The sequence below is a fragment of the Peptostreptococcus porci genome (assembly GCF_009695815.1).
GTDB lineage: Bacteria > Bacillota > Clostridia > Peptostreptococcales > Peptostreptococcaceae > Peptostreptococcus > Peptostreptococcus porci.
Window position 1 is genome coordinate 843,484 of sequence record NZ_VUNE01000001.1, and the last position, 15,404, is coordinate 858,887.

Sequence of the window (15,404 nt, forward strand, 5' to 3'; positions counted from 1 at the left end):
AAAAAAAAGTGATTTAGTACTATAATAAGTTAATTGATAAATATATTTAATACGATTTAGTATTTATAAATATTAATATGGCAAAAAAATTTTTCATAAAGTAAAAGTTAGTGAAAAGGAGTGAAAAATATGAGAAATAACAGATTTAAAACATCTGAAAGTAAACAACGCTTTTCAATACGTAAGTGTAATGTAGGTGTTGTAAGTGTATTATTAGGGTTGTCCTTTGCTTTTATAGCAGGAAACCAGGTAGCAAGTGCCGATGAGGTAGCAAATACAGAAGCACCAGCTGCAATTGTAGAAAAGGCACCAGAAGAGAGTGCAGCTACTGCAGCAGAGCCAGAGGCAAGTGTAGCAGCACCAGAGACTAGTACTGCTGAAGCAAAACCAGAAGCAACTGCAGCACCAGAGGCTAGTACTACTGAGGCAAAACCAGAAGTAGTTGCAGCACCAGAGGCTGCCACTACTGAAGCAAAACCAGCAGCTACTGCAATTAACGTTAAGACGGATGGAAAATGGACTGAAAATGAACCAGTTCTTAACAAAGATGCGGCAGAAAAAGACGCAACTATAACACGAAATGAAGAAAAAGCACCAGATGGATACAAGTTGACAGAAAAAGCAGATTTTAGAACCTTCTTGATACTTAGTTTATCCGGAAATCAAGAACCAGCCGATAAGACTGACAAAACTACAGGCTCTTTCAATCATCGTTTTGATAAGGATTGGTACATCAGATTTTCAACAGATGTTGTAACAGATAGTGGAAAAGTACTGGCAGAACTTGTAGATAAAAATGACAACAATAAAGTATTAGAAGAAAAAGAATTGTTGCCTTCAACAAGTCCAACAAGCGTCCAGTTTGATACAATAAAAAATCTTGTCGCTGGATCAACTATTGACGCTAACAAGAGTTTTAAATATGAGATGAAAAATAGACAACACAATTTTACAGGTAAGGATGGAAAAACATCAACTATTAGAAATTTAGAGGTTTTAGCTGGTGTTGGAGGTAGTGCATTAGGCAGAACAGTATATTCCACTGTTACACCAGAGAGAGTGGGGGTTGTATCTAATGACTTTTCATCAATTATTCCAGTGAAGGCATTAGATCAAGTCACAAAATATGTATTGAAGGGAACTGATACAGTAAAAGAAAAAGAGTTAGCATCATATACACAAAGTGGTGGGATGAGTGGTGATAACTATACAATTCCAGGTGCTGCTGATTTTGATAAATATGTTTTGATAGAGTCTCCCGCTGTTAATGAGGGTATTCTTTCTCCATCATATGTAAAGGATTCATTTACTATAAGAACATTGCCAACAAAGAGTTTAGCAAAAGTTCAGCTTATAACAAAATCTGATGGAACATCAAAATTTATGACTTTCGTTTTAAATCCAGACCATACAGATGTAGAAAATTACTACAAAAAAGACAATTTAACAGCAGATGACTTAAAATTGAATGAAATAATTGATATTATTAACAATACAACACTTTCAAATGATGAAAAAGTAAAAGAAATCAAAGGTTTAAATGCACCATATTTACTTATGTTTATATCGAATGATGTTGCACCAAATAAGGTTAGTAGTGGACCAGACTTTTTAACTGGAGAAGAATCGTGGTCATATGAGTCAAAAAGACTTTGGAAGCAACTTCCGATTGAGGGTGAAACCCAGCAACCTCCTACGAATACTATAAGTGCCAGTCTTAAATTTTTCGATAATCAACAAACTGATAAAGACTGGCTTATTCGACAATTTGAGTTAGTAGATCAAGATGGTAATCCAATCGATTTTAAGGGGAATCGCCTTACTGGTAATGATAGAGTTCAGATTGGAGGTCAATTTATTCAATTGATAAATTCGTATTTACCAGCATCAGAAGAAGCAGTATACTATTATGCTGAAAAACAGCCATCACCAAAACCTGATGTTCCAGGTAGCGGTATTCCAGGAACTTCAGATCCAAACAACGGAAACGGAAACGGAAACAATAACGGAAACGGAAACAACAACGGAAACGGAAACAACAACGGAAACGGAAACAACAACGGAAACGGAAACAACAACGGAAATGGAAACAACAATGGAAACGGAAACAACAATGAAAACGCCAATAACAATGGAAATGGCAATAGAACTCCAGGAAATAATGGTGGAAGAGAAAACTACAGAAAAGTAGTTAAAAAGAATAAAACAAATGTTGACAAATTACCTCAGATGGGTAATGAAGATACAAATAACTTTGCAGCTATTGGAGCAGTTGCATTAGCTGGTGCTATAGGAGTTGCAGGAACTTCAAAGCGTAAAGAAGAAAACTAAAATTTGATACATTATATTTTTTCTAAAAAAGTATAAATTCAAGAAACTGTCACATTCATCATATGATGAGTGTGGCAGTTTTACTTCTTTGAAAATATAATATTTAAAACTAATCGTAATATGATTTTGAAAGCATAACATTACAAAGTTAATCAATTTATACTCTCTCTTTGTATGGTATATTACATATCTTCATGATATAATAAAGTGTTAGAGTGTATTTGGGAGGTGCTTATGAAAATAGATAAACAAAAACTATCACCAATGATGAAAAAATATCTTGAAACAAAGGAAGAATACTCAGATTGTATACTTTTCTATAGATTGGGAGATTTTTACGAAATGTTTTTTGATGATGCGTTGCTTGCGTCAAAGGTGCTGAATATTGCATTGACAGGAAAATCCTGTGGCTTGGAAGAGAGAGCCCCAATGTGTGGTGTTCCATTCCATTCTGTGGATTCATATATTGCAAAAATGGTTGAGGATGGGTACAAGGTCGCAATCGCCGAGCAAGTTGAAGATCCGGCAACTGCCAATGGATTGGTCAGAAGAGAAGTCATCAAAATCGTTACTCCTGGTACACTACTTGAAACAGATGAGGGAGAATCGTCAAATAGCTATTTGATGTCTATATATTCCAATGAATCTGATGATATAGGTGTCGCATATTACGATATCAAGACAGGTGAGTTAAATGCATCTAAAATATCGAAAATTAATCTGAAGGACGAGGTATCAAAAATATGTCCAAAAGAGATAATTTCAAATAGCCAAGCTATCATCTCAGATCTTGAAATGATTTCCAAGCTGGCAAGGATTTATCTGAATGATGTCGTTGATGATGCCTTGATGGATGAAGGTATTTTGCTTGAAAGATTTGATGATGAATATCTAGCTACAAACAATATAAAAGATGATGAAATATTGACTAAATCAATATCAATGGTTTTAAACTATATCAAAATAACGCAGATGATAGAAACCTCAAATATTAATTCCGTCAATATACAGAGAAATAGTGATTTTATGAAGCTGGATTTGTTCACAAGGGTAAATCTAGAATTGACTGAAACGATTAGAGGTAGAAATAAAGTAGGCTCTTTGTTAAAGGTGTTGGATTTCACTTCAACTCCAATGGGGGCGAGGATGCTAAAAAAACACATTGAACAGCCATTGACGAATATTAGGATAATTGAAGATAGGCTTTCGATAGTCGATGAATTATTCAACAATTTTGTATTGAGAACTGATTTGAAGTCATATTTTTCAAAGATATATGATTTGGAGAGGATATGCTCAAAGATTGCTTATGAGAGAGTTACACCAAAGGATTTGGTATACTTAAAAAACAGTATAGAAGTCATACCAAAGGTAATTGAAATAATCAATTTATCTGATTCTAATAGATTAAAGCAAAAAATTTCAAAGCTTGATCCATTAATTGATATATGGGAATTGATTGAACGCTCCATATTAGAAGAGCCGTCAAACAACATCAAGGATGGAAATATCATTAAGTCAGAGTATTCTAGTGAGTTGGCTGAATTGAGAGAGATTTCGTCAAATGGAGCGTATTTGGTACAGGAAATAGAGAAAAAAGAGAAGGAATTAACTGGTGCAAAGACGTTAAAAGTAGGCTACAACAAGGTTTTCGGATACTATATTGAGATTACCAAAGTAGCATTGACTCAGGCAAAGCTAGATGATAGATACATAAGAAAGCAGACTTTGGTAAATGCTGAGAGGTTTATTACGTCTGAGTTAAAGGAAATAGAGGACAAGATTGTAAACGCTGAGGATAAAATAAAAAATCTGGAGTACGAGATTTTCGTATCTGTTCGTGATAGCATTTACAAGAATATTAAAAGAATACAAGATGTCGCAAACGTCATCGCCGAGCTTGATGTATATTTATCGCACTCAATTGTCGCTGGGAAATATGATTATGTAAAGCCGATGATGAACAAAGTCGGAAGGTTGTCAATCGAAGACGGTAGACACCCTGTTATTGAACAGATTATTGGAACTGAGAATTTTATTACTAACAACACGAATATAGACAATGAAAATTCGATAAATATTATAACAGGTCCAAATATGTCAGGTAAATCTACATATATGCGTCAGACAGCACTTATTTGTCTGATGGCACATATTGGTACATTCGTACCAGCAAGGCTTGCAGAGATACCTATAATGGACAGAATATTTACAAGAGTAGGTGCGAGTGATGATTTGGCACAAGGGCAGTCGACATTTATGGTTGAAATGAATGAGGTTAGCTTGATTTTATCGAATGCAACAAAGGACAGCTTGATAATATTGGATGAAATCGGTAGGGGTACTAGCACATATGACGGAATATCCCTTGCATGGTCAATAGTCGAATACATACATGACAATATCAAGGCAAAGACCCTTTTTGCAACTCATTATCATGAATTGACTGAACTTGAAAACAAGTATGAAAACATAAAAAACTATTCTATACAGGTAAAAGAAGATGGAGATGATGTTATTTTCCTGAGAAAGATTATTCCTTCTGCTGCAGATAGGAGTTATGGAATTTATGTTGCAAAGCTCGCAAAGCTTCCAGATGAGGTAATAGATCGTGCTGGAAATATTCTGCTTGAGTTGGAAAAAAACCATATGTACAATTCGAATAGCATTGAAAAATCTTCTGATATGACGAGTAGTGAGAATAATATTAAACAAGTAGACAATATTGAACTACAAAATAATACAATACAAGAAGATAGCATTACACAAGAGTTGAATAATAAATATAAGGAGTTTATCGACGATATTATTAGCTTCGACTTGATGAATTCGACACCGATTGATATGGTAAACAAGCTTTATGAGCTTCAAAAAAAAGCAAAATCTTTTTAAAAGAACAAAATTTATTTAATGAGGAGGTATTATGTCCAGAATAAATATACTAGATGATTCTACAATAAACAAGATTGCAGCTGGAGAGGTTATTGAAAGACCTGCTTCGATTGTCAAAGAATTAGTTGAAAACTCAATAGATGCCTCTTCCTCATATATTACTATTGAAATAGAAAATGGTGGAAAAGACCTGATAAAGATTGTGGACAATGGTAGAGGTATTCCTCATGATGATGTGAACAAGGCTTTTATGAGACATGCAACGAGTAAAATAGAGAGGGTTGAAGACCTAAATACCTTAAATTCGTTGGGGTTTAGAGGTGAAGCACTTGCATCAATCGCTGCTGTTTCAAAGGTAAAGATGATAACAAAGACTGCTGATGAGCTGACAGCAACTGAAATAATCATAAATGGTGGTAATATCATTTCAAAAAATCCAACCTCTGGAAATACTGGAACTCAGCTAATAGTCAGCTCGCTATTTTACAATACACCAGCGAGGAGAAAGTTTCTAAAATCGAATCAAGCCGAAACAATGGCTATTACTGATTTAATAAACAAGCTGGCAATCGGAAATCCGAGTATTAGGTTTAAGTATATCAACAACAAAAAAACAATATTTGAAACAACTGGTGACGGAAGCACCATCAATGCGATAAGAGTTATTCAAGGAAGAGATATCGTTGATAACCTAATAGAAATATCGTATAAATCACCATATTTTTCTGTTTCGGGATATATAGCCAACAACAATGTGTACAGATCGAATAGAAATTTTGAGTATATTTATATAAACGGAAGATATATAAAAAGCTCCAACCTTATGAATATAATTAATGAATCATATAAAGCGATTATTCCTATTAACAAATATCCGGTATATTTTTTAAACTTTGAAATTGATCCATCAAAAATAGATGTCAATATTCATCCGAGCAAGCTTGAGGTAAAGTTTGATGAAGAAGCAGCTATATTAAATGAAATAGGCGATTATGTTCGTGGTATGTTGATGAAAAAAAGCTTGATTGGAAGATATACACCGAGTAAAAAACTTTATGATGAAGATAGTAGTATGAGGCATTTTAATTCGTTCACATACGAAAATAATTCTAGTTTCGCTACGACAAAAAGTGCTTTGAACGATAAACTAGAAAATAAACTGAATGATGAAGTAGATTATAAAGTAGACGACAGTATAAGTTATAAAATTGATGATAAAGCGAGTTATAAAGTAGGCGATAGTATAAGTTATAAAATTGATGATAAAGCGAGTTATAAAGTAGACGATAAAGAAAGTTATAAAGATGATAAAGCAGAATCTCCAACTGGCTATGATATAAATAGAAAAATTGATGATAAGCTTGATTGCAATGTAGGGAATAAATCTTTTTTCGATGATGAAGAAGATTGCAGACTAAGTGATTTCAGAAACTTGAATATTATAGGTATAATTTTTGATACTTATATAATTTTTCAACGTGGAAGTGAAATGATACTGATGGATCAGCACGCTGCTCATGAAAGAGTTAGATTTGAAATGTATATGAAAAGTTTTAGGGAAAGTAGCGTCAATACTCAATTGCTGATTGACCCAATAATTATGGAATTATCAGTAAATGACATAGACATAGTCAGAACAAATATAGATAGTTTTCAAAAGTTTGGCTTTATTGTTGAGGAGTATGGTCTGAGAAATATTAGAATTTTGGGAGTACCAAATACCTTTGGCATTCCTGAGAGCGAAAAATTTATTTTTGAGATAATTGACAATATCGAAAAAATAGAGAATCCTTACGACTCAAAATATGATGATATTGCTGAAATAGCTTGTAAATCTGCAATAAAGGCAAATGACAAAATAAGCTACAATGAAGCGAGAGAATTGGTATCGCAGCTAGAAAAATGCGAAAATCCATATACTTGTCCTCATGGTAGACCTATAATGACGAAAATAACAAAATATGAAATAGAAAAGATGTTTAAAAGAAAAAATGCATAGAAAAATATTATAGAATTATATTAAAAGATTTATTGTATGAAAAAAAGAGGTATAGAGGTATAGTAGTATGAATAAAATACCAATATTGATATTAACTGGTCCAACTGCTGTTGGAAAGACAAAGCTATCGATTGAATTGGCAAAAAAGTATGATGCAGAGATTATTTCAGCAGATTCAATGCAAATTTACAAATATATGGATATAGGAAGTGCAAAGGTAACTACTGAAGAAATGGAGAATATTCCACACCATATGATCGATATTATTGAGCCAGATGTGGATTTTTCAGTTTCGGAGTTTAAAGCTTTGGCTACTGAAAAAATAAGAGAAATTCATAGTAGGGGAAAGCTACCGATAGTAACTGGTGGTACTGGACTTTATCTGAATTCCCTTATTTATGATATGGATTTTGGAAATACTTTTTCAGATGAATCTATTAGAGATGAACTGAGGGATATTTTAAACAAAAATGGAATTGAATATTTGCACGATATATTAAAATCATATTCTCCTGATGTGGCATCACGAATACATCCAAATAATACAAAGCGTGTGATTAGAGCTATCGAGGTGTTTAAATTGGGCGGAGATTTTGGAGATTTTTCAAACGACTTGAAACCTAATGATGACTTTGATGTAAAAGTCGTGGTGTTAAACAGAGATAGGAACGTTTTGTACAATAGGATAAATATGAGGGTTGACCTTATGTTTGAGGCTGGGTTGGTTGAGGAAGTAGAGCGATTACATAATATGGGATATTCCAAAGATTTGGTATCCATGAAGGGAATTGGATACAAGGAAATACTTGATGTATTTGATGGATTAACAGATATGGAATCTGCCAAAAATCTGATAAAACAGAAATCAAGAAATTACGCAAAAAGACAGATAACATGGTTTAAAAAATATGATGATGCACTGTGGTTGGATATGGACAAATGCAGCGAAGTTGAAGATCAGATTAAGATAATTGACAAATATGTGCATTTTTCAAAATAAACTATTTGATAAATATGTATTATAGATTTACTGATTAAATCGATTGATAAATTTGTAAAACTGTAAAGATTTTTTGTGATTTTTTTATGAATGGAGGAGTTATGTTAAAGGAAACAGAAGAGATACTGAGCAAAATGTATGGCATAGATGGCGACATTTTAGAGTTGTCGAAATCAGTTGATAATGAGATAAGCGGTCAATTTGATAGAATTAGAGAAATAAGAGAGTTTAATCAATTAAAGGTTCTAAATGCCATGCAGGAATCTCATTTGAGCGATAATCATTTTAACTGGACTACTGGATATGGATACAATGATATAGGCAGAGAAAAGGTCGAAGAAATATATGCAAGGGTATTCAATGCTGAAGATGCATTAGTGCGACCTCAAATAGTTAATGGAACTCATGCCCTATCACTAACAATTCAGGGTATAGTAAGACCTGGTGACGAAATTCTTTCTATAACAAATGCCCCTTATGATACTTTGCAAGGGGTAATTGGGATAAGAGAAGAAAAAGGAAGCTTAAAAGAATTTGGTATAACATACAAGCAGGTTGATTTTCTACCAGATGGAAATATAGATATAGATGGTGCAAAGAAAGCCATCAGCGAAAAAACGAAGCTGATAATGATTCAGAGATCCAAAGGATACGCTTGGAGAAAATCTTTGAGTATAAATGATATCAAGGAAGCAATAGAAGCTGTGAAATCAGTAAAAAACGATGTAATCATAATGGTTGATAACTGTTATGGTGAGTTTTTGGAAGAATTAGAGCCGACAGATGTTGGTGCTGATGTAATAGCTGGCTCTTTGATCAAAAATCCTGGTGGAGGTCTTGCTCTTGCAGGTGGTTATATAGTCGGAAAAAAAGACATTATCGAATTGATTTCATATAGATTGACAGCACCTGGAATTGGTAAAGAATGTGGTTTGATGTTTGGTACGACAAGAACAATTATTCAAGGTCTATTTCTAGCACCTTATATCGTTTCTCAGGCAGTGATGGGTGCAGTATATTGCTCTAGATTGTTTGAAAAGTTGGGATATAAGGTTAATCCTAGATACGACGATCAAAGGAGCGATATTATACAGATAGTTCAGTTGAAAAATGCTGACGAAGTGGTTAAATTCTGCGAAGGTGTTCAGGAAGCAGCACCAGTGGATTCATTTGTAAGACCAGTACCATGGGATATGCCAGGGTATGGAGATCAGGTAATCATGGCAGCAGGAGCGTTTGTACAAGGGTCTTCAATTGAATTATCAGCAGACGCACCTATCAGAGAGCCGTATAATGTGTATTTCCAAGGTGGATTGACATATGACCACTCTAAGATGGGTAGTTTGAAGGCACTACAGAGAATGGGTGTACTATAAAATAAGATGTTTTTAATTTATTGGGTTATTTTTTTGAAATATTTCCTATAAATATTATAGAACATGAAGAGGATTAAATAAAATATGAAAAATGATACTATTACTCCATTTGTAAAATGGGCCGGTGGAAAAAGGCAACTTCTACCAAAAATAAAGGAACTATTACCAGAAAGATTTGAAACTTATTATGAGCCATTTGTCGGAGGTGGTGCTTTGTTATTTGAATTGAAAAAAGATGGAGCAATCATTAATGACATAAATTTATCCCTAATTAATGCTTATACGCAAATAAGAGATAATGTAGAACTTTTTCTAGAATATATCAATGATTTAGATGCAAGAATAATTAATGGGAATAAAGAATACTATTACTATATAAGAGATTTGTATAATAGCAAACTTTTCGAAAAAAATTTCGATACTGAGTTAGCATCCATGTTTGTTTTTTTAAACAAACACTGTTTTAATGGATTATATAGAGTTAACTCAAAAGGATTATTCAATGTGCCATATAACAAGAGTATAAAACCATCAGTTAATAGAGATAACATTATTGAAATATCAGAGTATTTGAAAAAAATAACTATTATGAATGGTGATTTTGAAGATTGTTGTGTTGATGCTAATGAAGGGGATTTCATTTTCTTTGATAGTCCATATGCGCCATTAAATACATCGTCATTTGATTCTTATACAAAGGAAGGTTTTGAAATAGACGAGCATATTAGATTGGCTGAATTATTTGATGAATTGACTGAAAGAGGTTGTTTTTGTATGTTAACAAATCATAATACAGATTTAATCAATAACTTGTATTCTAACAAGGGATATAATCTGGAAGTTGTTAAAGTAAAAAGATTTATTAATTCTGATTCAAGTAATAGAAAAGGCGAAGAAATAATTATTTGTAACTATTAGTTGTTGGAGGTAAAATGAAAAGAGATTTTAATGTGTGGTTATCAAGCTTTAAAGATAGTATATCAACATATGATTATTATGTCGATTTTAATAAGGTTTTTTTAAATGTCGAAAATATTAAGATTGAACTAAATATATTAAATTCACTTATTGGTTCTGATAATATTGAAGATGAATTTAAAGAAATTGTAATAAAATACCCTGAAACGCTGAAATGTATTCCTATATTACTGGCAGTAAGAAGTAATGAAATTAGTATACTAGATAATAATCATGATAAGATATTTAATTTTTCGAATTTGAATTTACCAATTGAAGAATATACTGTTTTTATGAGAAAAACTGGATTATTTAAATTGATTCAAGATAAAAAAATAAGCAATTTATTTGATTATGTTACGGGTGTAGAAACAGGTTTAGACTCTAATGCTAGAAAAAATCGTGGTGGACATTTGATGGAGAATCTTGTTGAAAGTTATATTAAGGAACTAAAATGTTATAAGAAATTTGATTATTTTAAAGAGATGTATATCAGTGAAGTATCAAACAATTGGAATATTGATTTATCGTCAATATCAAATAAAGGAAAATCAGAGAAAAGATTTGATTTTGTAATAAAAACGGATAACATGATTTATGCCATAGAAACAAATTTCTATAGCAGTGGTGGTTCAAAATTGAATGAAACAGCAAGAAGTTATAAAACTCTTTTTTTAGAGTCTGATGAAATTGAAGGGTTTACTTTTGTTTGGTTTACAGATGGAAAGGGCTGGAAAAGAGCAAAAAATAATCTCGAAGAAACATTTGATGTAACAGAAAATATTTATAATATTAATGATTTAAAAGATGGAATTATGAAAACTCTATTCATATAGGTGATGACATGGTGAAAAAGAAAATAAAAAAGTGGGAGCCAGATAATTTTGAATTAGAGATGACTACACATTGGTCTTTTCCAATTCGTGGCGATTGGGCTACACATGATGCAAAATGGAGAGGAAATTGGTCTCCATACATTCCAAGAAATATTATATTAAGATATTCCAATGAAGGGGATCTTATTCTTGATCAATTTGTTGGTGGAGGAACGACACTAGTTGAAGCAAAATTATTAAATAGAAATATAATAGGTGTAGATGTAAACGATATTGCATTAGAAAGATGTAAAGAAAAAATTGATTTTGAATATCCAAATTCTGGTAATGTTCAAATATTAAAGGGTGATGCAAGAAATTTATCATTTATTAATTGCGAATCAATAGACCTAATCTGTACTCATCCTCCATATGCAAATATAATAAAATATAGCGAAGATATTAAAGAAGATTTATCTCTTCTAAAAATAAAAGATTTTTATGCTGAGATTGACAAGGTTGCAAAAGAATCTTTTAGAGTTTTAAAAAAAGATAAATTTTGTGCTGTATTAATGGGAGATACAAGGCAAAAAGGGCTTATGATACCCATGTCATTTAATGTAATGAATATATTTATAGACAATGGATTCACGTTAAAGGAAATTATTATTAAAGAGCAGCATAACTGTAAAGCAACTGGATATTGGAAAACTAGTAGTATTAAGTATAATTTTTTATTAATTGCACACGAATATTTGTTTATATTTAAGAAATAAAATCAATTAATATTTAGCGTTGAATATAAATTTTTAGATTTCATATTGCATGATTTTGGAAATTTATACTCAACGCTTTTTTATATTACTATATTAATTTTTTTAAAATATTTAGAAAATCTTAATGTAAACTAAATTGACTCTTAATTACAAAATATGTTAACATTAATTTGTGGAAACGTTATTATTTTGATTAATAACATAAAATACGATTTTTAATTAATAAAATTAGGGGGAGGGGTAATTTTATGTCTAAAAGAAGATATGCTCATGTTGCACTTGCGACTGTAGCGGTCACAAATGCTGTAGCTCCAGTAACAACAACGGTTTCATATGCTGATTCATATATCAATGAAACTATCAACTCAAACTCTGGTAGTAAATATGAGAGTGAAACACTTAAAAAATTTGAAAATGGTGAATATAAAACAAAATGGTTAAAAGGCGTTCAAGCTCCTGCAACAAATCAATTTACATGGTTCAAGGATGGTTTTCAAGAATATATGACAGTTTCTCACAGGTATGGAGATAACTGGTTCGACGCTAATAAGAGATTTGACGGTGTTGATAATATCCTTTGTAGTGGTGCAGCATCAGCAAATATGCTACATTGGTGGCTTAATATGAATAAAGATAATGTCGAACGTTATCTGAAAATGAACGACAAGCATGGGGTCGTCAACTTGGATGGTAATGGCGTAATAGTGCCAGAAACTCTTGAAACAAAGAAAAGCTTTGATTTAAGAGATTTAATCAAGGTCGGATTTGATAAGGACAGGCACAAAAGTAGTATATTTGATTTATATCGTTTATATTTTCCTCGCAAAGGGATATGGACAAGCTCAACTAATGGACTTTTCATCAATGGATTTAGCAATAAAAGCATATATACAGATGTAAACCAGTGGAACGAATACCGTAGCGAGGGTAAGGGTGTTGTCGATAAAAGAGGTGGATATCTGACTGATGTTTTTGAAGGAAATCAGATATCTTATTTTAACTATATTAATAGCTATGATGAATTTAACAACAAAATAAAATCTGCTCTTGATAATGATCAAGCCATAGGTATGGTATATAAAAGTACGTACAGAATGGGGCATATTATCAATGTGTGGGGTGCAGATTATGATAAATCAGGTAATGTAGTCGCTGTATATGTAACTGATTCTGATGATATCAATACAAAATACAGAGATAAAATATCTGGTAAAAATGAATTAGTTGCAATGAAGAGATATAGAATTGTAAATAAAAATGGAGAAGCCAGAATTAACAATGTCTATGATAGTGATTCAAATGGAGCCAAAATAAATAATATTCATACACTTTCATTAGGAACTGAATACTGGAATAATTATTTTAGAGAAAATGGACATAATGAGTAATACTTAAAACTAAAAATGCCATTTAAGTTATAAGGATATAGAAAAAAAGAAAAAAGTATTAAAAAACACAAAAAATGAATATATTAAAAAAATAAGGGTTAAATAAAAATAAATAAGAGGATTAAATAATAAAAATTTAATTGTTTTGAGGGGAGAATTCTATGTCAAAAAAGAAATATGCTCATATTGCACTTGCAACTGCTGCCGCAGTTAATGTTGTTGCACCGGTGGCTACAACTGTATCAAATGCTGATTTTTACAACAATGAAACAATAAATCCGGAAACGATAAAGAATGAAGCAATCAATGTTGAAAACAATAATCGTAATTCAAGCATTGATAATTTATCTGAAAGAGAAAGATTTAATAGATTCTATGGAATAAACAGAAACAATAGTGAATCTGATCAGGAGCGTTTTAATAACTTCTATGGTATAAACAAAAATAATCAAAAGAATCAAGATGAAGAAAAACCTGGCGAAAATCTATACGAAAAAGAGCTTTTACAAAAATTCAAAAGTGGCGAATATAGGACTGAGTGGGTCAAGGGTGTTGAGGGACCAAAAATAGAAGACTTTACATGGTTTAAAGACGATACTCATGAATATATGACGGCTTCACATAGATATGGAAAAAACTGGTATGATGTAAATAAAAGATTTGATGGTATAGATGATAAGCTATGTAGTGCCGCAGTATCAGCAAATATGATCCACTGGTGGTTAAATATGAACAAAGATAAAGTAGAAAAATATCTTAAAGTAGATCCAATGAACGGAGTTGCAATAACGAATGGTCAGGGAGCATATATACCAGAAACTGGAAAATATAAAAATAGATTTGATTTAAGAGAGCTTATTCAAGAGGGATTTGACACTAATAAGCATAAGAGTAGTATATTTGATTTGTATAGACTGTATTTCCCGCATGGTTGTGTGTGGGCACATTCAACAAGCGCATTATTTTTTAATGGATATAGTGGCAATACAAAAAGAGAAATAGATGTTGATACTTGGAAAAAATATCGTAACGCTAGTGAACACAAGGTTCAAGACAAAAGAGGTGGTTTCTTCGCAGATTTATTGGAAGATAAGCAGATTTACACTGGTACTTGGATTAGAAGCTATGATACTTTCAACTACATGATAAAGGATGCTATGAGATCTGGAAAAGCACTTGGTATCGCATATAATTCTGCATATAGAACTGCTCATGTTATCAATGTATGGGGAGTTGATTTAGATAAAAACGACAATATTGTAGCAATATATGTTTCTGATTCTGACGACGGAGAAACAAAATACAAAGATAAGAATTCTGGTGAGATTGAAGTTGTTGGTTTAAAGAGATACAGAATTCAAAATAAATATGATATGCCAATGATAAATAATGTATATCGTGAAGAAAGAAAAGGTACAAATGTCGTTGATATTCAAACTCTATCATTAGCAACGGATGATTGGGACAATTACTTGAGAGAGTATGGCGGAAAGATAAGAATGTCAGAGTCTCAAATTCAGCCTAGAGCCTTAAAATCTACGTTCATAAGAAAAAGAATAGACATAGCAAAGCCATCTACTGGCAAAAAAAGAATTCCTAAAATATCAAGAAGCTTATTTAATAGATACTTCAAACTAAGATAACAAACTAAGATAAATTTTGATAATCTAAATTAAGCTAAAACAAGTTAAAATCAATTGTAACAAATTAACATAAATTCACTTCAATAAATAACTCAATAAATTAATTCTATAACTCCTCATTAATGCTTGCATTATGGGGAGTTATATTTTATAATATTCCTTAAATTAATTATTTTGCTATATTATTTAAACAAATCATGTTAAGTGATTCTGTTAAGTTCTGTAGT

At 31.9% G+C, this 15,404-nt stretch carries 10 protein-coding genes; all 10 read left to right on the forward strand.

Annotated elements, in window-relative coordinates; genetic code table 11:
* The first annotated feature begins 129 nt into the window (after window positions 1–129).
* The 10 genes from FYJ71_RS03735 (at window position 130) to FYJ71_RS03780 (ending at window position 15,177) form a co-directional block, all read left to right on the forward strand.
* Window positions 130–2,331 (forward strand): YSIRK-type signal peptide-containing protein, encoded by a 2,202-nt coding sequence (locus FYJ71_RS03735; RefSeq protein WP_154537441.1) that lies wholly within the window; start codon window positions 130–132, stop codon window positions 2,329–2,331.
* A 234-nt stretch (window positions 2,332–2,565) separates the two neighbouring features.
* The gene (gene mutS / locus FYJ71_RS03740) at window positions 2,566–5,223 is read left to right on the forward strand and encodes a DNA mismatch repair protein MutS (RefSeq protein ID WP_154537442.1); all 2,658 of its coding nucleotides are present in this window, start codon (window positions 2,566–2,568) and stop codon (window positions 5,221–5,223) included.
* A gap of 31 nt (window positions 5,224–5,254) precedes the next feature.
* On the forward strand, window positions 5,255–7,222 hold the full coding sequence (gene mutL / locus FYJ71_RS03745; protein ID WP_154537443.1) for a DNA mismatch repair endonuclease MutL: 1,968 nt from the start codon (window positions 5,255–5,257) through the stop codon (window positions 7,220–7,222).
* A 67-nt stretch (window positions 7,223–7,289) separates the two neighbouring features.
* Window positions 7,290–8,222, forward strand: a complete 933-nt coding sequence (gene miaA / locus FYJ71_RS03750; RefSeq protein WP_154537444.1) for a tRNA (adenosine(37)-N6)-dimethylallyltransferase MiaA — start codon at window positions 7,290–7,292, stop codon at window positions 8,220–8,222.
* 101 nt (window positions 8,223–8,323) lie between these two features.
* A complete protein-coding gene (locus tag FYJ71_RS03755; RefSeq protein WP_154537445.1) occupies window positions 8,324–9,598 on the forward strand; it encodes a methionine gamma-lyase family protein in 1,275 nt (424 codons plus the stop codon).
* Between the two features lie 84 nt (window positions 9,599–9,682).
* Window positions 9,683–10,516, forward strand: a complete 834-nt coding sequence (locus FYJ71_RS03760) for a DNA adenine methylase (RefSeq protein WP_154537446.1) — start codon at window positions 9,683–9,685, stop codon at window positions 10,514–10,516.
* Between the two features lie 14 nt (window positions 10,517–10,530).
* Entirely contained in the window at window positions 10,531–11,391 is an 861-nt protein-coding gene (locus FYJ71_RS03765) for a type II restriction endonuclease (RefSeq protein WP_154537447.1), read from the forward strand.
* 8 nt (window positions 11,392–11,399) lie between these two features.
* Window positions 11,400–12,146 (forward strand): DNA methyltransferase, encoded by a 747-nt coding sequence (locus tag FYJ71_RS03770; protein WP_154537448.1) that lies wholly within the window; start codon window positions 11,400–11,402, stop codon window positions 12,144–12,146.
* Window positions 12,147–12,394: 248 nt separating this feature from the next.
* On the forward strand, window positions 12,395–13,534 hold the full coding sequence (locus tag FYJ71_RS03775) for an IdeS/Mac family cysteine endopeptidase (protein WP_154537449.1): 1,140 nt from the start codon (window positions 12,395–12,397) through the stop codon (window positions 13,532–13,534).
* Between the two features lie 161 nt (window positions 13,535–13,695).
* The gene (locus FYJ71_RS03780) at window positions 13,696–15,177 is read left to right on the forward strand and encodes an IdeS/Mac family cysteine endopeptidase (RefSeq protein ID WP_154537450.1); all 1,482 of its coding nucleotides are present in this window, start codon (window positions 13,696–13,698) and stop codon (window positions 15,175–15,177) included.
* Window positions 15,178–15,404: the final 227 nt, after the last annotated feature.